We start from the raw sequence: 21,102 nt of genomic DNA, 5'->3' as shown, positions 1-21,102 counted from the left end.
GCGCCGGGCACGCGTCTACTCGGGCAGTGCGCGCAGCGCGCGTTCCTGCGGAGTCAGGCTGCGGACAAAACCGGGGCTGCGGAAGATGCGGTTGCCGTAGTCCTCGATCGCCTTGACGCCATCCTTGGGCAGCGGGATCTCCAGTGCCTGCAGGCGCCAGACGATCGGCGCCATCGCGCAGTCGGCCAGGCTCATTTCCGGATTGAGAAAGAATTTGCTGGCCTTGAACAGCGGCACCGACGCGGTCAGCAGTTCCTTGAGCCGCTTGCGACCGGCTTCGGCCTGGGCCTTGTTGCCCATCTGGATCGCCTGGACCTGCGGCACCCAGTCGTGCTCGATGCGCAGCATCGCCAGGCGCAGGCGCGCGCGCGACAGCGGATCGACCGGCATCAGCGGCGGATGCGGATAGCGTTCGTCGAGATACTCGCTGACCACACTGGCCGCGTAGAGCACCAGCTCGCGCTCGACCAGGGTCGGCACCGAGTGGTAGGGATTGAGGTCGATCAGGTCCTCGGACGGATTGCGCGGGTCCACCACGACCATGTCGTAGGTAACGCCCTTGGCCGCGAGCACCAGGCGTGCCCGATGGCACAGCACATCATCGACCGAGGAAAACAGTGTCAGCACGTTTCGCATGGATGCACCCGTGGCCTGCATCGGCCTGTCCGTAAGACTGGCTCCGCCAGCCCTCGCGATGCCGCCTGCCCCTCGCAGACGATTGTCGCGGTGCCCGAGTCTCGCATTTCCGTGAGCCGCCCGGCAATGGCACCGGGTCGATGCCGGGCCGGGCGGCACCCACCCGGCCGGCAGCCGTCAGTGGACGTCGCGCCAGTATTCCTTCTTCAGCAACCAGGCCAGGAAGGTCAGAAACACCAGGAACAGCAAGACCCAGACGCCCATCTGCTGACGCTTGAGCGCGGCCGGCTCGCCGACGTATTCCAGGAACGTGGTGATGTCGCGGACGGTCTGGTCGAACTGCTGCGCGTCCTGGGTGCCCGGGGTGGCGATCTCCAGATGCTCGACCACCGGATCGGCGCCCTCGGTCGCCTCGGCGTAAACCGGACGCTGCAGGCCCTGCATCTCCCACAGCGGGTTGGGCATCGAGGCGTTGGGGAACAACGCGTTGTTCCAGCCCAGCGGCCGGGTCTCGTCGAGATAGAACGACTTGAGATACGTGAAGATCCAGTCGGCACCGCGCACGCGGGCGATCAGGCTCAGGTCCGGCGGGGTCTGGCCGAACCACTTGGCCGCGTGCTCGGCCGGCATCGACGACAGGATGTGCTCGCCGTAGGCCGCGCCGGTGAGGTTGAGGTTGTTCATCACCTCGTCCTCGGTCAGCCCCAGATCCTGGGCCATGCGCGAGTAGCGCATGAACTTGAGCGAGTGGCAGCCCGCGCAGTAGTTCATGTAGGCCTGCGCGCCGCGCTGCAGCGAGGCGCGGTCCCCCAGGTCCGTGCCGGCATGCTGGACCGGTCCGCCGGCCGCGGCCAGCGCGCCGAACGACAGCAGCAGGCCGGCCGCCGCGACGGCGATGCGGGCAATGAGTCGGTTAGTCATGCATCGTCACCCGATCGGGCACGGCCTTGGTCCTGTCGAGCTTGGTCCACAGGGGCATCGTGATGAAGAAAGCGAAGTAGAGGAACGTCAGCACGCGACCGATGATCGTCTCGACCGGGTCGGTGCCCGGGCCGGCGCCGATCTTGCCCAGCCAGACGAAGCACACGGCCAGCAGCGCCAGCATGATCTTGGTCAGCGGGCCGCGGTAGCGGTGCGACTTGACCTTGCAGCGGTCCAGCCACGGGATCAGGAACAGGATCGCGATCGCGGCGAACATCACGATCACGCCACTGAGCTTGTGCGGCACCACCCGCAACATCGCGTAGTACGGCGTGTAGTACCACACCGGCTTGATGTGCTCGGGCGTGACCAGGTGGTTGGCCGCGGTGAAGTTGTCGTGCTCGAGGAACCAGCCGCCGAACGCCGGGGCGAAGAAGATGATGAACGCCGCGATGATCAGGAAGAAGCAGACGTAGAAGCCGTCCTTGACCGAGTAGTACGGATGGAACGGGATGCCGTCGGCCGGCGCGCTCTTCGACCAGCGGTTGCCCTTGGGGCCCTTCTTGATCTCCACGCCGTCGGGGTTGTTGGACCCCACCTCGTGCAGCGCGCCCAGGTGCAGCACGACCAGCAACAGCAGCACCAGCGGCAGCGCGATCACGTGCAGCGCGAAGAAGCGGTTGAGGGTGGCGTCGCTGGGCAGATAGTCGCCCATGATCCACTCGGTCAGGCCGTTGCCGATGACCGGGATCGCGCCGAACAGCGAGATGATCACCTTCGCGCCCCAGAACGACATCTGGCCCCACGGCAGCACGTAGCCCAGGAACGCCTCGGCCATCAGCACCAGGTAGATCAGCATGCCCAGGATCCACACCAGTTCGCGCGGCTTCTGGTAGGAGCCGTACATCAGACCGCGGAACATGTGGATGTAGACGACGATGAAGAACAGCGAGGCGCCGGTGCTGTGCATGTAGCGGATCAGCCAGCCCCACTCCACGTCGCGCATGATGTACTCGACCGAGGCGAAGGCTTCCGCCGCGCTCGGCTTGTAGTGCATCGTCAGGAAGATGCCAGTCAGGATCTGGTTGACCAGCACGACCAGCGACAGCACGCCGAAGATGTACCAGATGTTGAAGTTCTTCGGCGCGTAGTACTCGGTCATGTGCTTGCGGTACATCGGCATCAGTGCCGGTGCACGCTCGTTGACCCAGTTGAAGACGCCGGTGGCGCCGCGGACGAGGACATTGGCCATCACGCGGCTCCCTTCGGATCGACGCCGATGACCAGCGTGCTGTCGTCGACGTAGTGGTGCGGCGGCACCAACAGGTTGGTCGGCGCAGGCACGCCGTCGTAGACCCGGCCGGCCATGTCGAACTTCGACTTGTGACAGGGGCAGAAGTAGCCGCCCTTCCAGTCGGCGTCGAACGGCGCCGGACGGATCTCGGCGACCATCTCCGGCGAGCAGCCCAGATGCGTGCACAGGCCGACGAGCACCGAGATGTCGGGCTTGATCGAGCGCAGTTCCGGGTTCGCCTCGCGCACGTACGCCGGCTGCTGGTCGACGTTGCTCGACTCGGGATCCTTGAGCCTGTCGTCGAGCGTGGGCAGCGCGTCGAGAATCGCCTTGGAGCGCTTGACGATCCAGATCGGCTGGCCGCGCCATTCGGCGATCAGGCGCTGCCCTTCTTCGAGGGCGCTGATGTCGACAGTCACCGGCGCGCCGGCGAGCTGCGCACGTGCGCTGGGATTCCAGGACTTGATGAAGGGAATGGCCGTGATGCCCGCCCCCACCGCGCCCACGACCAGGGTGCTCGCGGTCAGAAACCTGCGCCGCCCCACATTGACTGGCTCATCCCCGCCGCCAGGTCCGATCACCGCTTCGTCGACCATCGGTACTCCGCAAAACTTCGGTAGCTACTGTGCGCTGGCTGCCACGGACCACCCCGTTCCGCGGGCGGCCGCATCGATGTGTGCCAGTGTAGCTGAACCCTGAATCGAGCGACAATTGGGTCGAAATGTCGCACCCGCGCCGCACTCAGCGGCTGGCGACCTGCCCGCGATAGCGCTCTGCGAGCGTGCCCACACGCTGCACGTAGCGCTGGGTTTCGCTGTAGGGCGGCACGCCCTTGTGGCGGTCGACCGCGCCTTCGCCGGCGTTGTAACCGGCCGCGGCCAGGGTCAGGTCGCCATCGAAGCGCCGCAGCAGCCAGGCCAGGTACGCGACGCCGCCGCGGATGTTCTGCTCCGGGTCGAAGGCATTGACCACGCCAAAGCGCCGTGCGGTCGCGGGCATGAGCTGCATCAGGCCCTGCGCACCGGCGCGCGAGAGCGCATTGGGGTTGAACGCCGACTCGGCATGCATGATCGCGCGCACGATCGCTTCCTCGACGCCGAACTCGCTGGCCGCACGCGCGACCTCGTCACGATAGGCCTCGCGGTTGAGCCGCACAGTGCCGAAGTTGACCCCCGGCGCCGCGCCGCAGGCGTAGCAGGTCTCGAAGAAGCTGTAGCGGATGGTGCGCACCGACGCCACCTGCGCACCGCCGGCCGGCCGGGTGCTGCTGTAATGGCGCACGCCGTCGCGGACATAGGAATAGACCTGGCCCTGCTGCAGCCGCCGCTGGCCCCCGCTACGGAACGGGGGCGCCGAGGGCGCCGGGGCCGGGCTGGCCGCGGCGACCGGCTTGGGCGTCGCACCGCCCATGAAGGTCGCCGGCGCGCCGCGATCGGCGCTGGCCGGTGCAGGTCCGGGCTGGGGCTTGGCCGTGGCGGCCCGGCGCGGCGCGGCCGGCGCACTGGCGACCGCGCGGCAGCTCGCACCCGAGACCCGCTTGCTGACGTACTGGGGGATGCCGTCGCCGCTGTCGCAGCGATACAGCGTGCTACCGGCGGCCGGGCAGGCCACCAGCAGACCAAGCATCGCGATGCGTCCCCATCCCCGTTTCACGCGGCGGAGTGTCGCGTCTTCGGGCAGCGTTGCCAAGTGCTTGATTGTGAACGGGCGGCCCGAGCGCCCGACGCGCCCGGTACACTTTGCGCCCCACCCGCCATCCGGCCCGGACTCAGCGCCGTCGCCCCGGACACGCCATGACCCAGCCCGCATCCCAGGCGCCCGTCGCGCCGACCCTCGACCTTCCCGTCCTGCCCGCCGACGGCGCACCCGCGCCCGGTGCGGTGCTGCCTGCACGCGGCAAGCTCTACATCCAGACCCACGGGTGCCAGATGAACGAGTACGACTCGGCCAAGATGGCCGACGTGCTCGCCGCTGCCGAGGGCCTGGAACTCACCGACGATGTCGAGGAAGCCGACGTGGTGCTGGTCAATACCTGCTCGATCCGCGAGAAGGCGCAGGAGAAGGTGTTCAGCCAGCTCGGGCGCTGGAAGGCCCTCAAGCAGGGCGGCAAACCGGTGCTGATCGGCGTCGGCGGCTGCGTCGCGTCCCAGGAGGGCGAGGCGATCGTCAAACGCGCGCCGTACGTGGACCTGGTGTTCGGCCCGCAGACGCTGCACCGCCTGCCCGAGCTGATCCGCGCCAAGCGCGCGACCGGCCAGCCGCAGGTGGACATCAGCTTTCCGGAGATCGAGAAGTTCGACCGCCTGCCCGAGCCGCGCGCCGAAGGCCCGAGCGCATTCGTCTCGATCATGGAAGGCTGCTCGAAGTACTGCTCGTTCTGCGTGGTGCCCTACACCCGCGGCGAAGAGGTCAGCCGGCCGTTCGAGGACGTGCTGGTCGAGGTCGTGCAACTGGCCGGCCAGGGCGTGCGCGAGATCAACCTGCTGGGGCAGAACGTCAACGCCTACCGCGGGCCGATGGGCGACGACGAGGTGGCCGACCTCGGCCTGCTGATCCGCACGATCGCGCAGATCGACGGCATCGAGCGCATCCGCTTCACGACCTCGCACCCGCTGGAGTTCTCCGACTCGCTGATCGAGGCCTATCGCGACGTGCCGCAGTTGGCCAACTACCTGCACCTGCCGGTGCAGGCCGGCAGCGACCGCATCCTGTCGGCGATGAAACGCGGCTATACCGCGCTGGAGTTCAAGCAGAAGATCCGCAAGCTGCGCGCCGTGCGCCCGGACATCTCGATCTCCTCGGACTTCATCGTCGGCTTCCCGGGCGAGACCGAGGCGGACTTCGAGAAGACGATGAAGCTGATCGAGGACGTCGGTTTCGACCAGTCGTTCTCCTTCATCTACTCGCGCCGCCCGGGCACCCCGGCCGCCGATCTGGAAGACACGGCGACCCAGGCCGAGAAGCATGCCCGGCTCACGCGCCTGCAGGCGCACATCAATGCGTACGCAGCCGGGATCTCGCAGCGGATGGTCGGCAGCGTGCAGCGCGTGCTGGTCGAGGGCCCGTCGCGCAAGGACCCCAACGAACTGACCGGCAAGACCGAGAACATGCGCTCGGTGAACTTCCCCGCCCCGGCGCGCCTGATCGGCCAATTCGTCGATGTCGAGATCACCGCCGCGCTCAGCAACTCGCTGCGCGGCCGCGTGCGACTGAGCGAGGACGCCGCAGCCGCGTAGTGCGTCTTGTTGCGCCGCGGCGGCGGGTCAGTCGAGGCGCTTGCGGAATCGCGCGATCGCCAGCGCCATCGTGACCGCGGTGAACGCGCACAGCACCAGGATCGACGGCCACAACTCCCAGATGCTCGCACCACGCAGCATGATGCCGCGCACCAGGCGCAGGAACTGGGTCATCGGCAACGCCTCGGCGCCCCACTGCACCACGTCCGGCATGCCGGCGAACGGGAACATGAAGCCCGAGATCAGGATCGACGGCAGGAACACCAGCATCGCCACCTGGATCGCCTGGAACTGGGTGCGCGCATGCGTGGAGATCAGCAGGCCCATCGCCAGGTTGGCGAAGATCAACAGCAGCGAGGCCAGATAGACGTCGAGCAGGCTGCCGCGCAGCGGCACGTCGAAGAACCAGATGCCCAGCACCAGGATCAGCGTGGTCTGGATCAGCCCGATCGCCGCATACGGCAGCACCTTGCCCACCATCAGCTCGCCGCGCGCCAGCGGGGTGGCGATTAGCAGTTCCATGTTGCCGCGCTCGCGCTCGCGCACGATCGCCATCGCGGTGAACATGGTCATGGTCATCGTGAGGATGATGCCGATCAGCCCGGGCACGATGCTCACCGCCGAGCGCCGCTCGGGGTTGTAGAAACTCACGACCTCGATCGGCGGCGCAGCGCGCGTGGCCCGATGGCCGCCAGGGTCTTCGAGCGGCAGCTGTGCGATCTGGTTCGCAGCTGCCTGCACGACGGTGTCGGTGCCGTCGACCATCACCTGCATCGCCGGCCGGCCGTCGAGGATGCGGCGCTCGAAATCCGGCGGGATGGTGATCCCGACGCTGATCGCGCCCCGCCGCAGCATCTCGACCAGTTGCTGCGGGCTGTCGACAACCGCGATGGTGTCGACGACGCCGGTCGCCTGGAGATCCATGACCGCCGCGCGCGAGGTCGCGGTCACCGCCTGGTCGGCGATCGCCGCGTCGAGTCCGCGCGGGTTGTAGTTGATCGCGTAGCCGAACAGCAGCAGGTCGACGACCGGAATCATCACGATCATCACCAGGCTGATCCGGTCCCGGCGGATCTGCCGCAGCTCCTTGATCACCACCGCCCACAGCCGGCGCAGGGCGTTCATGCCGCGTCCTCCGTCCCGTCACGGCGGGTCGCGGCGACGAACACGTCCTCCAGGTTCGGCGTCGCCGGCCCCACCTCGGCCTCGAGCCCGGCGCCACGCAGCGCCTCGGCCAAGCCCCCGTCTCCACCTGCGCGGTCGCGCGCGAGCACGCGCAGGCTGTTGCCGATCTGCGCGACGCTGAGCACGTTGGGCAGACGGGCGAGCACCTGCTGCGCACGCCGCGGCTGCGCGGCGCGCACCTCGACACTGCGACCCGACAGTTCCGCCGCCAGGTCGCCCGGCGCACCGTCGGCGACCAGCACACCGCGGTCGAGAATCGCAATGCGGTGGCAGCGCTCGGCCTCGTCCATGTAATGCGTGGAGACCAGCAGCGTGGTGCCGCTGTCGGCCAGCTCGAAAAGCTTGTCCCAGAAGTCGCGCCGCGACTCGGGATCGACCGCGCTGGTCGGCTCGTCGAGAAACAACAACTCCGGCCGGTGGATCACCGCGCCGGCCAGCGCCAGGCGCTGCTTCTGGCCACCGCTCATCGTGCCGGCGAGTTGGCCCTGGCGGTCGGCGAAATGGTAGAGCTCGACCAGTTCGTCGACCCGGGCGCGCGCCTGCGCACGCGGCAGGCCGTAGACCGCCGCGAGAAACTCCAGGTTCTCGCGCACCGTCAGGTCCTCGAACAGCGAGAATTTCTGGGTCATGTACCCGATGCGCAGGCGCAGCGCGTCGGCCTGGTCGGGAATGCGCAGGCCGAGCACCTCGATGTCGCCCTCGCTCGGGGTCAACAGGCCGCAGAGCATGCGGATCGTGGTCGACTTGCCCGAGCCGTTCGGCCCGAGGAACCCGTAGACGCTGGCGCGCGGCACGGTCAGATCGACATGGTCGACTGCGACCAGCCCGCCGAAGCGCTTGACCAGGCCACGGGCGTGGACCGCGGCATCGCTGGCTGCCGCAGATGGCATTGCGCCCGTCGAAGGTCCATCGCCCATCGTCAGAACTCCACCCGCAGCGGCAGGCCCGCCGGCAGGTCGTCGGCGTCTTCGAGCTCGACCTCGGCCAGATAGCTCAGGCGTGCGGCGTCCTTGCCGCTGAGCGCGTAGTAAGGCGTGAACGTCGGCTCGCTGCGCACCATGCGCACGCGCCCGGCGTAGACGCGCTCCCCTGCCGCACCGACGCGCACGGTGGCGCGATCGCCGACTTGCACACCGGGCCGCAGCGGCTCGGGCACGTAGACCCGCGCATAGGGCTGCGCACCGACCAGCAGCACCGCCAGCGGTGCGCCGACCGGGGCCTCGTCGCCGAGCCGGTACGGCAGGCTGTCCACCCGCCCCGCGCGTGGCGCGACGACATCCAACCGCCCGGTGCTGACCGACTGCGTCCGTGCCTGGGCCTGCGCGGCCTCGAGCGCGGCCTGGGCCTGCGCGATCTGCTCGGGGCGGGCGCCGTTCTGCAGCTCGGCCAACGCGGCCTGGGCGCCGGCGACCTGCGCCTGGGCGTTACCGGCCGCCGCGCGCGCGCGATCCACATCGGCGGCCGAGACCAGTTGCCGGCCGCCCAGCGGCTGCAACCGTTCGTAGTAGGCGCGCGCGTCGCGCGCCTGCGCCTGGGCAGCGGCGAGATTGGCCCGCGCCTGGTCCATGTCCTCGCGACGGGCGCCGTTGCGCAGTTCGTCCAGCGCCTCGCGCTGGCGTGCGACCTCGGCCTGGGCAGCCGCGAGCTGGGCATCGCCACGGGTCCGCTCCAGCGTCAGGATGCGCTCGCCGGCCTCCACGCGCTGGCCCTCGCGTACCGCGATCTCGGCGATGCGCTCGGCGGCCGGGGCCGGCAGCGTGATGCGGTCGTACTCCAGAGTGCCGAGCGCATGCGGCGGCTCACGGCGGCAGCCGGCGACCAGCAGGACCACGAAGATGAGAATCGGGATCGGGGCGAGACGGGTCATGCGGGCAGCTCCAGGCCGCGATCGAGCAAGGCGAGCGCGTGCCGTCGGATGTCGTCGATCCCCAGCTCGTCGCTGGCGAACAATTGCCGCCAGATCGGCGTGCCGGCGGCGGGAAACAGCGTCAGCCCGACCAGCGAGACCATCAGCAGCCGCGGATCGAGCGCAGGATTGAGCCGGCCGGCCTGCTGCTCCTGGGCGAAGCGCGCGGCCATGAACGCGCTGATCTCCGGTGCCAGCCGAGTAACCAGCAGGTCGCGCAGGTCGCCGCCCTCGCTGACCACTTCGCGGATCCACAGCGCCGGCATCCACGGGTGCCGCGCGACCAGTGCGCACAGCAGCTCGACGAACGCGACCAGCACCGTGCGCAACGACGCGTCCGCCATGCCCAGCAGGGTGCCGCGGACTTCGTCGAACACCGGCATCAGCCGTTCGGCGATCACCGCATCGCGCAGGCCGGCGGCATCGCGAAAGTAGTAATGCAGCAGCGCCGGCGTCACCCCCGCCTCGGTGGCGATGTCGCGCAGCGAAGTCGCCGCGATGCCGCGGCGCACGTAGCAGGCGAGCGCGGCGTCGAGCGCGCTGCCGCGCCGGTCGGTGTCGCCGGCGGGCGGACGCCCTGGCGTCCGGGCGGGATCGGAGGAGCGGGATCTGGCCATGCCGGCGATATTAATTGACTAATCAATTAATGCTCGAATGCGCGCTGAATCCCGCGCTGCGACGGCACCCGGCATGGCGATGCGCTACCCTGCGCGCCCTATGCAGACCAGCCCCCAGACCGACTTCGTCCTCGAACCGGACGACACCGAGCGCCTCGCCAACCTTGCCGGCCCGTTCGACGGCCACTTGCGCCAGATCGAATTGCGCCTGGGCGTGGAGATCGCCAACCGCGGCCACGTGTTCCGGATCACCGGCCGCGACCGCGATGTGGTCGCACGCGCCGAAGCTTTTGTGCGCGCGCTCTATGACGAGACCGAGACCGAGACGCTCGACAGCCAGGCCGTGGCGATGCGGCTGTCGGACGCCAACGTGGCGCGCGACGAGGACGTCGTGCCGCAGGAGGTGGCCGTCCGGGTCAAGCGCGGCACGGTCCGCGGGCGCGGCGCCAACCAGGCTCGCTACCTGCACCGCATCGCCACCCACGACATCAACTTCGGGATCGGCCCGGCAGGCACCGGCAAGACCTTCCTCGCGGTGGCGATGGCGGTCGAGGCGCTCAACGAATCCAAGGTCCAGCGGCTGGTGCTGGTGCGCCCGGCGGTCGAGGCCGGCGAGAAGCTGGGCTTTCTGCCCGGCGACCTGAGCCAGAAGGTCGATCCGTACCTGCGCCCGCTCTACGACGCGCTGTACGAGATGCTCGGCGTGGAGAAGGTCGCCAAGCTGCTGGAACGCAACGTCATCGAGATCGCGCCGCTGGCCTACATGCGCGGGCGCACGCTCAACGATGCGTTCGTGATCCTCGACGAGGCGCAGAACACCACGATCGAGCAGATGAAGATGTTCCTGACCCGCCTGGGCTTCGGCTCGACGGCCGTGGTCACCGGCGATCTGACCCAGATCGATCTGCCCAAGCACGTGAAGTCCGGCTTGCGCGACGCGCTGGACGTGCTGCGCGAGGTCGAGGGGGTGAGCTTCACGTTCTTCGAGGCGCGCGACGTCGTGCGCCACCCGCTGGTTGCGCGCATCGTCGGCGCCTATGAGCGTCGCGATGCCAGTGACGCGGCGACCGGACCGGCCTGAGCCATGCCCCTGCGGCGCGCCTGTGCACTCGTCTTGGCATCCGCGCTGCCCTGGGCCGGCGCAGCGCAACCGCACGTCACCGACATGCACCCCGAAAGGCGGATCGCCACGGCCAGCCGCATCACCCCCCCTTGCCTGTCGATCGAAATCGAGACGGCCCGGGTGAGCCTGCCGCTGACGGCGCTCGAACATGCGGTCGCGGCGCGACCGCAGCTCCCGCAGGACGAAAGCGATCGCGTGGCCGACCTCGAGGCCCCACTGTGGCGCGACGAGTCCGAACGCCTCGCACTGATCCGAGGCAATCGCGCGGCCGAGCTTCTGGCCTCGTCCCGGCTGCCAGGATACGACCGCTACGGCTGCCTGCGCGTGGCGCTGGACGACGTACCGGGCGATGCGCGCTACTTGATCAGTGCGATGCTCGAGAGCGGCGACGCCGCGGTGTGGCATTCCGGCGAGGCTAGCCTGCGCGATGCGGTCTTGGTCACACGCACCGATTACTGTCCGGAACGGGGCCCCATGGGGGCCGTGCTCTATCGGCTGGACGAGGGCGAACGCCCGTTCCTGATGCTGGTCGAATGGATCGCCTGACCGCCCGCCCCTCGATTTTCCTGCCTGCACGAGACCTGCCATGACCAAGGCCGCGCCCCATCTCGACATCGCCGTCGGCTATGCGCTGCCGCGCAAGGGCATCCCCTCGGCCGCCAGCTTCCGACGCTGGGCAAGTGCCGCGCTCGATGGCCGGATCCGCGACGCGGACCTGGCGATCCGCGTGGTCGACGAGGACGAGGGCCGTGCGCTCAACCGCCACTACCGCGGCAAGGACTACGCGACCAACGTGCTGAGTTTCCCGGCCGAGCTTCCCGAGGGGTTGCCCGAAGGCGTGCGTTTGCCGCTGCTGGGCGATCTGGTGATCTGCGCGCCGGTGGTGGCGCGCGAGGCCGACGAACAGCGCAAGCGCCCCAACGACCACTACGCCCACCTGACCGTGCACGGCGTGCTGCATCTGCTGGGCTGGGACCACGAGAACGACAAGGACGCCGAGGCGATGGAACAGCTCGAGCGCGAGGTCCTCGCCTCGCTCGGCATCGACGACCCCTACCGGCTGCCCGGCTGAGCAGCCGGCCCGTGCGCGGCGCTCAGAGGCAGTCGACCAGCCCGTCGAAGATCGAGTGCCCGCCCGGGAGCACGGCGTGCAGCGCGTCCCCAGCGGCCACCGCGTCGAGCATCGCCGGCAGCGTGGCGCCGGCCGCCAGCGGGGTGTGGCAGTGCCAGGCCTTCGGCTGCACGACGATCCGGCCCGTGCGCGCCACCAGAAACTCGTCGCTGGCCGCGAAGCTCCACACGCACATGCCGATCCGCCCGTCGTCCCGGCGCACCGAGCATTCGAAGCGCAGTGGCTGAATGTTGGTGTATTCGCCCTCGCAGAAGGTGTCGCCGCAGACCTGGTCGAACTGCCGCGGCAATTGGTAGGTCATCGCGTACCAGGCTTCGACCAGCGCGTCGTCGCCGCGGGCGTAGGTCGCGGCGTCGATATACGGCCCGTCCAGGCGCGCCTGGGCGCTGGCCAAGCCAGGCAGGACGAGCACGGCGGCCAGCGCAAGGGCGGCCAGGCGGGCGGGACGGATTGCAGCAGGCATGTCGGTGCTCCTGAATGGATGTGTGGCCAGCATCGCAGCCAGCCGCGTACCGCCGCGATCGGGCATCGTCGCGGCGCGGCGTCGGACATCGCCGCACCCGGCGCCGGAGTTCCGGCCGTGACGGCCGCCTGGACATCGGCGGCGGCGGACGCGCTAGACTTTCGCCGCACGCCCCACCATCGCCCCTCCCCCCTGGGGCGCCCATACCAACGCAATGTCAGAAGACGACAGTAGTCAAACCGCCACCGAGCCTCACGAAAAACGCCGCAGCTGGCTGGACCGGATCAGTTCGGCGATCTCCGGCGAGCCCACCAACCGCGAGGACCTGGTGGAGTTGCTGCGGGACACGCATGCCGACGGCCTGATCGACGCCGACACGCTGCGCATGTTCGAAGGCGCGCTGAGCATCTCCAGCAAGACGGTCGGCGATGTCATGGTGCCGCGTGCGCAGATGGTCGCGCTGCCGGCCGACGCCAAGTTTCTGGACCTGATGAAGCAGGTGGTCGAATCGGGCCATTCGCGCTTTCCGGTGCACGGTGACGACAAGGACGAGGTGCTCGGCATCCTGCTCGCCAAGGACCTGCTGCGCGGCGTGGTCGCCGACAACGGCCCCGGTTCGATCCACGAGCTGCTGCGCCCGGCGGTGCTGATCCCCGAGTCCAAGAAACTCAATGTGCTGCTGCGCGAGTTCCGGCTCTCGCGCAATCACATGGCGATCGTCATCGACGAGTACGGCGGTGTCGCCGGGCTGGTGACGATCGAGGACGTGCTCGAAGAGATCGTCGGCGAGATCGACGACGAACACGACGACGCCGAGGACCCGAATGCGCTGATCGCCGCCCAGGCCGATGGCCAGTTCGCGGTCAGCGCACTGACCCCGATCGCCGACTTCAACGAGCGCTTCGGCGCCGACTTCGACGACGACGAGTACGACACCATCGGCGGGGTGATCATCGGCGCGATCGGCCACCTGCCCGAGGTCGGCGAGGAACTGGCGCTGGGCCGGTTCGCCTTCCGCGTCACCGATGCCGACTCGCGCCGGCTGCATGCGCTGCACGTCAGCGTGCATGCCCAGGACTGAGGCGCCGCACACGTCCGTCGCACGCGCGTGGCGACGGGCGTTCGCGCTGCTGCTCGCGCTGATCGCCTGGCCGGCATTGGCCCAGGTCGGGAGCGACGCCCCGCGGGTCGGTGTGGCGACGATGCAACCGGGCGAAGTGTTCTTCGAACGCTTCGGCCACAACGCGATCGTGATCGACGACCCGGCCGCCCCCGGCCCGGTGTCCTACAACTTCGGTTTCTTCGACCCGTCGGAGCCCGACTTCGTCGCGCGCTTCGTGCGTGGCGACATGCGCTATCAGCTCGCCGCGCTGCCGCTGGCCGACGACCTGGCCTACTACCGAGATGTCGGGCGCGGGGTGTCGATCCAGTGGCTGGACCTCGATCCGGCCCAGGCCCGGCATCTGGCGACAGCTCTGGCCTGGAATGCGCGTCCCGAGAACGCGCATTACCGCTACGACTACTTCACCGACAACTGCTCGACGCGCGTGCGCGACGCGCTAGACGACGCCTTGGGCGGATTGCTGCACCGGCAACTGCAGGGGCGTTCGCGGGGCAACACCTTCCGCGGCGATGCGGTCCGACTGGCCTCGCCGGCACCATGGATGTGGCTGGGCTTCGATATCGGCCTGGGCCCGGCCGCCGACCGGCCGAACGCGTTGTGGCAGGACATGTTCGTGCCGATGCGGCTGGCCGAAGCGCTGCGCGGCATCCGCCATGCCGACGGCCGGCCGCTGGTCGCCGAGGAAGTCGAGGTGCTGCCGCACCGCCAGCCAGCCGAACCGCCCGAGCGCGCGCGCCAATGGTGGCCGTGGCTGCTGGCGGGCCTGCTGCTGGGCGCCGCTGCCTTCGGGCTGGGGCGGCGCGCACCGCGCGCGCTGGCCGCAAGCGCGCTCGGGTTCTGGATGCTCTGCGCGTTGCTGGGCGCGGTGATGCTGTTCCTGTGGCTCGGCACCGAGCACGTGTTCGGCTGGCGCAACCACAACCTGCTGCTGTTCAACCCGCTGTGCCTGCTGTTGCTGCCGGGCGGCTGGCGGCTCGCGCGCGGCCGCGCGCCTGGGCGTCTGTTCGCGGTGGTGCTGCCGACGGTCGCCGCGCTCGGCATCGTCGCCTTGTTCCTGCACTGGCTACCGGTGCTGCCGCAGCGCAACGCGGCCTGGCTGTCGCTGGTGCTGCCGGTGCATGTCGCCCTGCTTGCGGCGCTGCGCGCCAAGCAGCCGCCCGCCCTCCCCTAGGCCCGCCCGCACCCGCGACCGGACGGCTGCGGCTCGCAGCCCTGTTCGCTACCGCATCCCGGATGCCGCGCCCGCTGCGCCGCATACGTATGCAGCCACGGCGCCTGGGACCTGCGTGACAGAATCGGGACGACCGCACGCGAATGCGCTTGGGAGGGCGCTGCACATGTCGAACCGGTTCACGCTCTGTCTCGCCCTGCTGCTGCCGCTGTCGGCGTTTGCGAATCCTTCGTCCGGATCGGCCGCCCGCGTCACCTCGCCCGACGCGACGATCGCCGTCGAAGTCACGACCGACAACGAAGGCCGCGCCAGCTACCGCATCAGTCGGGCCGGTCGACCGGTGATCGCTGATTCGCGCCTGGGCATGCTGTTCGCCGACGCGCCGAAGTTCGAACGCAATCTCGCCATCGTCGACCAGCGCACGCGCAGCCATGACGAGGCCTGGGAGTTGCCGTGGGGCGAGCGCCGGCACATGCGCGACCACCACAACGAACTGCGCGTCACCTTCGCCGAGACCAGCGGCGCCAAGCGCCGTTTCGACGTGGTATTCCGCGTGTTCGACGATGGCGTCGGTTTCCGCTACGACTTTCCCGACCAGCCGGGACTGCGCCGCCTGGCGATCAGCGAAGAGCTGACCGAATTCGTCGTCGCCGATGCGGCGACGGCCTGGTGGATCCCGGCCTTCGAATGGAACCGCGAGGAGTACCTCTACCGCCGCACCCCGATCGAGCAAGTCGGCGACGCGCAGACGCCGATCACGTTGCGCACCGATGCCGGCCTGCATCTGTCGATCCACGAGGCGGCGCTGGTCGACTATTCGGGCATGAACCTGACCCGCGTCGACGGCCGCAAGCTCAAAGCTGCACTGACGCCGGGCATCGGCGAGGCCAAGGTCGAAGTCGCCGCGCCGTTCGCGACGCCGTGGCGCACCATCCAGATCGCCGATCGCGCCGGTGGCCTGGTCGAGTCGGGACTGATCCTCAACCTCAACGCGCCCAACGCACTCGGCGACGTCTCCTGGATCCAGCCGATGAAGTACGTCGGCATCTGGTGGGAGATGCACCTCGACCGCAAGACCTGGGCCTCGGGCCCCAAGCACGGCGCGACCACCGCCCACGCCAAGCGCCACATCGACTTCGCCGCCGCCAACGGCCTGGGCGGCGTGCTGGTCGAAGGCTGGAACGTCGGTTGGGATGGCGAGTGGTTCGGCAACGGCGAGACCTTCAGCTTCACCCGCGCCTACCCCGACTTCGACCTCGAAGAAGTCACCCGCTATGCGCGCGAAAAGGGCGTGATGCTGATCGGCCATCACGAGACCTCGGGCAATGCCGCGCATTACGAACAGCAGCTCGACGACGCGTTCGACCTGTACGCGCGCCTGGGCGTGCACGCGGTCAAGACCGGCTATGTCGCCGACGCAGGACAGGCCAAGGTGCGCGATGCCCAGGGCCGGCTCCGCTACGCCTGGCACGAGGGCCAGGCGATGGTGCGCCACCACCAGCGGGTGGTCGATGCTGCCGCCAAGCGCCGTATCGCGGTCAATCCCCACGAGCCGGTCAAGGACACCGGACTGCGCCGCACGTATCCCAACCTGATCACGCGCGAGGGCGCGCGCGGGATGGAGTTCAACGCCTGGGGCAATCCCGGCAACCCGCCCGAACACGAGGCCACGCTGGTGTTTACGCGACTGCTGGCCGGGCCGATGGACTTCACGCCCGGCGTGTTCGGCATGGACACCAAGTCCGGCGAGCCGATGGCCAGCACGCTGGCCAAGCAACTGGCGCTGTACGTGGTGATCTACAGCCCGCTGCAGATGGCCGCCGACCTGCTTGAGCATTACGAGGCGCGTCCCGAGGCCTTCCAGTTCATCCGCGACGTGCCGGTCGACTGGGAGGACACCCGCGCGGTCGCCGGCGAGGTCGGCGAGTATGCGGTGATCGCGCGTCGCGCCCGCGATGGCGACGACTGGTACCTGGGTGCGGTCACCGACGACGCCGCGCGCACCATCGAAGTCCCGCTGGACTTCCTGGCCGCCGGCCGACGCTACACCGCGCAGATCTACCGCGACGGCGACAACGCCGGCTGGCGCGACGACCCCCACGACCTGGTGATCGAAACGCGCAGTGTCGATGCCGGCGACACCCTGTCGGTCCGACTGGCCCCTGCCGGCGGCCTGGCCGTCCGCCTCGTCGCCCTCTAAACAAAACCGGGGTCAGAGTGCAATGTCTCGCCACGCGGCGGGAAATTGCACTCTGACCCCGGTTTCGCGGAGGATGCGTCGATGAGCAATTCTCCTGCGACCAATCCGCCGAGCGTGGTGAACTGCGCGGTCTACGGCCCCGGCGGCAAGCGCGACGTCGCGTTGGCCGATGTCGGGGAGGCGCTGGTTGACGACCCGTCGTGCTTTGCCTGGATTGGTCTCTACGAACCCGACCAGAGCGTGCTGGCGCAGTTGCAGGCCGAGTTCGACCTGCACGACCTGGCGATCGAGGATGCCGGCAAGGCGCACCAGCGCCCGAAGATCGAGGCCTACGGCGATTCGCTGTTCATCGTCGCCAACACCGCGCAGGCGGTCGACGAGCGCATCGCCTACGGCGAGACCCACCTATTCCTCGGCGCCCGCTACCTGGTGACCGTGCGCCATGGCGCCTCGTTGTCGTATGCGCCGGCCCGCCGTCGCCTGGAGCGCGAACCGGCGCTGCTGGCGATGGGGCCGTCGTCGGCGCTGTACGCGGTGCTCGACGCGATCGTCGACAACTACTTGCCGGTGGTCGAGGAGTTCCGCACCACGCTCGACGCGCTCGAGCGCCACATCGTCAGCGCGCAGTTCCATCGCCGCATCCTGATCCGCCTCTACGAGCTCAAGCGCGAGCTGACCTGGATGCGGGTCGCGGCCACGCCGCTGCAGGACGTGCTCTCGCAACTGATGCGCAACACCGGGCCGCTGGTCCCCGCCGACATGAAGCCCTACATCCGCGACGTGCTCGACCACTCCGCCCGCATCAACGAAACCGTCGACGCCTTGCGCGACATGCTCGGCACTGCGCTGGCGGTGAACCAGGCGCTCGTCACGCTGACCCAGGGCGAGATCGTCAAAAAGCTCGGCGCCTGGGCCGCGCTGCTCGCCGCACCGACGCTGATCACCAGCTGGTACGGCATGAATTTCCACAACATGCCCGAGCTCGACGAGCGCTACGCCTACCCGCTGTTGATCGGCGGCACGGCCGTGGTCATGGGCCTGCTCTACCGGATGTTCAAACGGGCGGGCTGGCTGTAGCGCCGACGCTTGGGCAGCGCCAAAGGCCGCCCGCGGCCGGCGCTACGCCGGCCACAAGCGCGTGAGCGCCTCTCGGATCGCCAGCCCGCCGCCGCCGATCAGCACCGCGAAGTAGACGATCGTCAGCACATTGGCCAGGTGGCCCAGCAGCACCATCATGCCGTCGCGCTGCAGCAGGCCGATCGCCAGGCACATCAGCGCCACGCCGGGCACGGTGTTGCTGAAGGGGATGAAGCCGAACGGGGCCATCAGCAGCACCGCGCCCAGGATCAGCGCCGCGTCGTTGAACAGCCCGATGCCGCGGCCGTGGGTCAGGCCGGCCAGACGGCCGGGCCGGGTGATGCGCTCCAGCCGGCGCACCCACCGCAATCCGGCGTCGAGCGCGCCGCGCATGCGCCCGGCCGGCACCGAGCGGCGACGCACCGCGGCCGGCAGCCACAAGGGCCGCCCCATCATCCGGGCCACGCCGACCAGGACGATGACCGCGCCGAACACTGTGCTGACGCCCGGAATCGAGACCGGGATCAGGAAGACCAGGGTCAGCAGGATCACCAGCAGCAGCATGCCCTGCGCGCCGAGTTCGTCGACCAGGGGGCCGACCTGTACATCGCCGTCGGGCAGCCCCGCGATCAGCGACTGCAACTGCTCGCGCAGCGACGCCTCCATTGGTGCGTTCATCGTCGGGCGACCGGTCGGCGCCCCTGGGGCGTGCGCGGGGCGGGCGGCAGAATCGGGGGCACTGGGGGGGGTCCGGCTCGGAAGGCGCGTCATCCTAGCAGGCGCTTCGCCCGGCCCCATTCACCCTTCGGGCGCGCCGTCTAAGACGAAAGTCGTAAGCCTTCGCGCCGCGATCGGCGTCGATCCGCATTGACCGCGCCGTCCCCCGGCGCGACCCTGTGCGCGGTCTTTCCGGGGAATCGCTATGAAGGGTGTCGTCAACCACGTCGTCTGGGGCGCGGTCGCGCTGCTGGGCGCCGCCTGCATGGGCGTCGTCGCCCTGCGCCAAGGCGAACAGATCAGCGCGTTGTGGATTGTGGTCGCGGCGGTCTCGATCTATCTGGTCGCCTATCGCTACTACAGCCTGTACATCGCCAAGAACGTGATGGGGCTGGACGTGCGCCGCGCAACGCCCGCGCACGTCAACAACGACGGTCTGGATTACGTACCGACCAACAAGCACGTGCTGTTCGGGCACCACTTCGCTGCGATCGCGGGTGCTGGTCCGCTGGTCGGCCCGGTGCTGGCGGCGCAGATGGGCTACCTGCCCGGCATGCTGTGGCTGATCGTCGGCGTGGTGCTGGCCGGCGCGGTGCAGGACTTCATGGTCCTGTTCGTGTCCACCCGCCGCAACGGCCGCTCGCTCGGCGACCTGGTGCGCGAGGAGATGGGCCAGGTGGCCGGCACCATCGCGCTGTTCGGCGCCTTCATGATCATGATCATCATCCTGGCGGTGCTGGCGATGATCGTCGTCAAGGCGCTGGCCGAGAGCCCATGGGGCATGTTCACGGTGATCGCGACGATGCCCATCGCGATCTTCATGGGTCTGTACATGCGCTACATCCGACCCGGCAAGATCGGCGAGATCTCGGTGGTCGGCATCGTGCTGCTGCTGGGCGCGATCTGGCTGGGCGGCAAGGTCGGCGCCCACCCGACCTGGGGCCCGGCGTTCACCTTCACCGGCACCCAGATCACCTGGATGCTGATCGGCTACGGCTTCGTCGCCGCGACGCTGCCGGTGTGGCTGCTGCTGGCGCCGCGCGACTACCTGTCGACGTTCCTCAAGATCGGCGTGATCGTTGCGCTGGCGATCGGCATCGTCATCGCCAGCCCCGAGGTCACCTCGCTGAAGATGCCGGCGTTGACCGAGTTCGCGTCCACCGGCGACGGCCCGGTCTGGAAGGGCGGCCTGTTCCCGTTCCTGTTCATCACCATCGCCTGCGGCGCGGTGTCGGGCTTCCACGCGCTGATCTCCTCGGGCACCACGCCCAAGCTGCTCGCCAACGAGACCCACGCCCGTTACATCGGCTACGGCGGCATGCTGATGGAATCGTTCGTGGCGATCATGGCGCTGGTCGCGGCCTCGATCCTCGATCCGGGCATCTACTTTGCGATGAACAGCCCCGCGGCGATCGTCGGCACCGACGTGCACAGCGCGGCGGCGGCGGTGAGCCAGATGGGCTTTGTGATCACCCCCGAGGCGCTGGAACTCAAGGCCCAGCAGATCGGCGAGCACACCATCATCTCGCGCGCCGGCGGCGCGCCGACGCTGGCGGTGGGCATCGCGGTGATCCTGCACGACGCCCTGCCCTTCACCGGCGAGGCGGCGATGGCGTTCTGGTACCACTTTGCGATCCTGTTCGAGGCGCTGTTCATCCTGACCGCGGTGGACGCGGGCACGCGCGCGGGCCGGTTCATGCTGCAGGACCTGCTCGGCAACTTCGTGCCGGTGCTGCGCAAGACCGACAACTGGGGCGCCAATGCCCTGGGCACGGCCGGCTGCGTGGCGCTGTGGGGCTACTTCCTCTATCAGGGCGTGGTCGATCCGCTGGGCGGCATCAACACTTTGTGGCCGCTGTTTGGCATCGCCAACCAGATGCTGGCCGGTATCGCGCTGATGCTGTGCACGGTGGTGTTGTTCAAGATGAAGAAGGACCGCTATGCGTGGGTGACGGTCGTGCCGGCGGTGTGGTTGCTGATCTGCACCACCGCGGCGGGCCTGATCAAGCTGTTCGACCCCAAGCCGGCCGTCGGCTTCCTCGCCCAGGCCAGCCACTACAAGGCGGCGCTGGCCAACGGCGAGCTGCTGGGCGCGGCCAAGACCGCCGGCCAGATGCAGCAGGTGGTCGTCAACGCTTACGTCAACGCGGGCCTGACGGCACTGTTCCTGTTCGTGGTGTTCAGCACGCTATTCTTCGCGATCCGCGCGATCGTACGTGCCCGCCGCGTGGCCACGCCGACCGCGCGCGAGACCCCGTACGTCGAGCTCTCGCCCGACCAGCAGAAGGCCTGGCTGTGATG

At 69.0% G+C, this 21,102-nt stretch carries 20 protein-coding genes; 9 read left to right on the top strand and 11 right to left on the bottom strand.

All coding sequences use genetic code 11. The features are described 5' to 3' along the window. Window positions 1-15: 15 nt before the first annotated feature. The 5 genes from ABE487_RS00310 to ABE487_RS00290 all read right to left on the bottom strand — a co-directional run bounded on the left by ABE487_RS00310 (window position 16) and on the right by ABE487_RS00290 (window position 4,477). The gene (locus ABE487_RS00310; RefSeq protein ID WP_241943943.1) at window positions 16-636 is read right to left on the bottom strand and encodes a glutathione S-transferase N-terminal domain-containing protein; all 621 of its coding nucleotides are present in this window, start codon (window positions 634-636) and stop codon (window positions 16-18) included. Between the two features lie 177 nt (window positions 637-813). After that, window positions 814-1,557, bottom strand: coding sequence for a cytochrome c1 (locus ABE487_RS00305; protein WP_346443453.1), 744 nt, complete (start codon window positions 1,555-1,557; stop codon window positions 814-816). After that, a complete protein-coding gene (locus ABE487_RS00300) occupies window positions 1,550-2,809 on the bottom strand; it encodes a cytochrome bc complex cytochrome b subunit (protein ID WP_346443451.1) in 1,260 nt (419 codons plus the stop codon). Before ABE487_RS00300 ends, ABE487_RS00305 begins: the two co-directional genes overlap by 8 nt. Beyond that, a complete protein-coding gene (gene petA, locus ABE487_RS00295; RefSeq protein ID WP_346443449.1) occupies window positions 2,809-3,447 on the bottom strand; it encodes a ubiquinol-cytochrome c reductase iron-sulfur subunit in 639 nt (212 codons plus the stop codon). The genes ABE487_RS00300 and petA overlap by 1 nt, the downstream gene beginning before the upstream one ends. Window positions 3,448-3,592: 145 nt before the next feature. Then, window positions 3,593-4,477, bottom strand: coding sequence for a lytic transglycosylase domain-containing protein (locus ABE487_RS00290; RefSeq protein ID WP_346447820.1), 885 nt, complete (start codon window positions 4,475-4,477; stop codon window positions 3,593-3,595). Between the two features lie 167 nt (window positions 4,478-4,644). On the opposite strand from ABE487_RS00290, the gene miaB reads away from it, so the two are divergent. Further along, a complete protein-coding gene (miaB, locus tag ABE487_RS00285; RefSeq protein ID WP_346443445.1) occupies window positions 4,645-6,087 on the top strand; it encodes a tRNA (N6-isopentenyl adenosine(37)-C2)-methylthiotransferase MiaB in 1,443 nt (480 codons plus the stop codon). Window positions 6,088-6,114: 27 nt separating this feature from the next. Here miaB and ABE487_RS00280 read toward each other — a convergent pair whose 3' ends face one another. Genes ABE487_RS00280 through ABE487_RS00265 form a run of 4 tightly spaced genes read right to left on the bottom strand, consistent with a single transcriptional unit; the run spans window position 6,115 to window position 9,795 of the window. Beyond that, the gene (locus ABE487_RS00280; RefSeq protein WP_346451991.1) at window positions 6,115-7,212 is read right to left on the bottom strand and encodes an ABC transporter permease; all 1,098 of its coding nucleotides are present in this window, start codon (window positions 7,210-7,212) and stop codon (window positions 6,115-6,117) included. Further along, window positions 7,209-8,189, bottom strand: coding sequence for an ABC transporter ATP-binding protein (locus tag ABE487_RS00275; RefSeq protein WP_346443442.1), 981 nt, complete (start codon window positions 8,187-8,189; stop codon window positions 7,209-7,211). Before ABE487_RS00275 ends, ABE487_RS00280 begins: the two co-directional genes overlap by 4 nt. Before the next feature lie 2 nt (window positions 8,190-8,191). After that, window positions 8,192-9,139 (bottom strand): HlyD family efflux transporter periplasmic adaptor subunit, encoded by a 948-nt coding sequence (locus tag ABE487_RS00270; RefSeq protein WP_346451990.1) that lies wholly within the window; start codon window positions 9,137-9,139, stop codon window positions 8,192-8,194. Further along, window positions 9,136-9,795, bottom strand: coding sequence for a TetR/AcrR family transcriptional regulator (locus ABE487_RS00265; RefSeq protein ID WP_346447825.1), 660 nt, complete (start codon window positions 9,793-9,795; stop codon window positions 9,136-9,138). Before ABE487_RS00265 ends, ABE487_RS00270 begins: the two co-directional genes overlap by 4 nt. Before the next feature lie 100 nt (window positions 9,796-9,895). On the opposite strand from ABE487_RS00265, the gene ABE487_RS00260 reads away from it, so the two are divergent. From ABE487_RS00260 to ybeY, 3 genes are all read left to right on the top strand, one after another. Further along, window positions 9,896-10,876, top strand: coding sequence for a PhoH family protein (locus tag ABE487_RS00260; RefSeq protein ID WP_346447827.1), 981 nt, complete (start codon window positions 9,896-9,898; stop codon window positions 10,874-10,876). A gap of 84 nt (window positions 10,877-10,960) precedes the next feature. Further along, entirely contained in the window at window positions 10,961-11,464 is a 504-nt protein-coding gene (locus ABE487_RS00255; RefSeq protein ID WP_346451989.1) for a hypothetical protein, read from the top strand. A 40-nt stretch (window positions 11,465-11,504) separates the two neighbouring features. Continuing rightward, window positions 11,505-11,990 carry an rRNA maturation RNase YbeY gene (gene ybeY / locus ABE487_RS00250; protein WP_346443433.1) on the top strand — a complete coding sequence of 162 codons (486 nt, stop codon included), beginning with the start codon at window positions 11,505-11,507 and terminating at the stop codon, window positions 11,988-11,990. A 22-nt stretch (window positions 11,991-12,012) separates the two neighbouring features. On the opposite strand, the gene ABE487_RS00245 is transcribed toward ybeY, so the two are convergent. Beyond that, window positions 12,013-12,513: a hypothetical protein gene (locus ABE487_RS00245; RefSeq protein WP_346443431.1), complete on the bottom strand. Its 501-nt coding sequence runs from the start codon at window positions 12,511-12,513 to the stop codon at window positions 12,013-12,015. A 214-nt stretch (window positions 12,514-12,727) separates the two neighbouring features. Between ABE487_RS00245 and ABE487_RS00240 the strand changes: the two genes are divergently transcribed. The 4 genes from ABE487_RS00240 (at window position 12,728) to ABE487_RS00225 (ending at window position 18,084) form a co-directional block, all read left to right on the top strand. Next, on the top strand, window positions 12,728-13,594 hold the full coding sequence (locus tag ABE487_RS00240) for a transporter associated domain-containing protein (protein WP_346443429.1): 867 nt from the start codon (window positions 12,728-12,730) through the stop codon (window positions 13,592-13,594). Beyond that, the gene (locus ABE487_RS00235; RefSeq protein WP_346443427.1) at window positions 13,581-14,807 is read left to right on the top strand and encodes a DUF4105 domain-containing protein; all 1,227 of its coding nucleotides are present in this window, start codon (window positions 13,581-13,583) and stop codon (window positions 14,805-14,807) included. The genes ABE487_RS00240 and ABE487_RS00235 overlap by 14 nt, the downstream gene beginning before the upstream one ends. A gap of 166 nt (window positions 14,808-14,973) precedes the next feature. After that, on the top strand, window positions 14,974-17,007 hold the full coding sequence (locus ABE487_RS00230; RefSeq protein WP_346451988.1) for a glycoside hydrolase family 97 protein: 2,034 nt from the start codon (window positions 14,974-14,976) through the stop codon (window positions 17,005-17,007). Between the two features lie 81 nt (window positions 17,008-17,088). Beyond that, window positions 17,089-18,084 (top strand): magnesium and cobalt transport protein CorA, encoded by a 996-nt coding sequence (locus tag ABE487_RS00225; RefSeq protein ID WP_346451987.1) that lies wholly within the window; start codon window positions 17,089-17,091, stop codon window positions 18,082-18,084. Between the two features lie 42 nt (window positions 18,085-18,126). Here the strand turns inward: ABE487_RS00225 and ABE487_RS00220 are convergent, their stop codons facing one another. Further along, window positions 18,127-18,762 (bottom strand): exopolysaccharide biosynthesis protein, encoded by a 636-nt coding sequence (locus tag ABE487_RS00220; RefSeq protein ID WP_346447837.1) that lies wholly within the window; start codon window positions 18,760-18,762, stop codon window positions 18,127-18,129. A gap of 244 nt (window positions 18,763-19,006) precedes the next feature. Here ABE487_RS00220 and ABE487_RS00215 point away from each other — a divergent pair, with 244 nt between their 5' ends. Further along, entirely contained in the window at window positions 19,007-21,100 is a 2,094-nt protein-coding gene (locus tag ABE487_RS00215) for a carbon starvation CstA family protein (protein ID WP_346443419.1), read from the top strand. Window positions 21,101-21,102: the final 2 nt, after the last annotated feature.

Source organism: Luteimonas sp. TWI596, assembly GCF_039674105.1.
Classification (GTDB): Bacteria; Pseudomonadota; Gammaproteobacteria; order Xanthomonadales; family Xanthomonadaceae; genus Luteimonas.
Note: the sequence above shows the minus strand (reverse complement) of the source record. Positions and strands in the feature narration are given on the sequence as shown.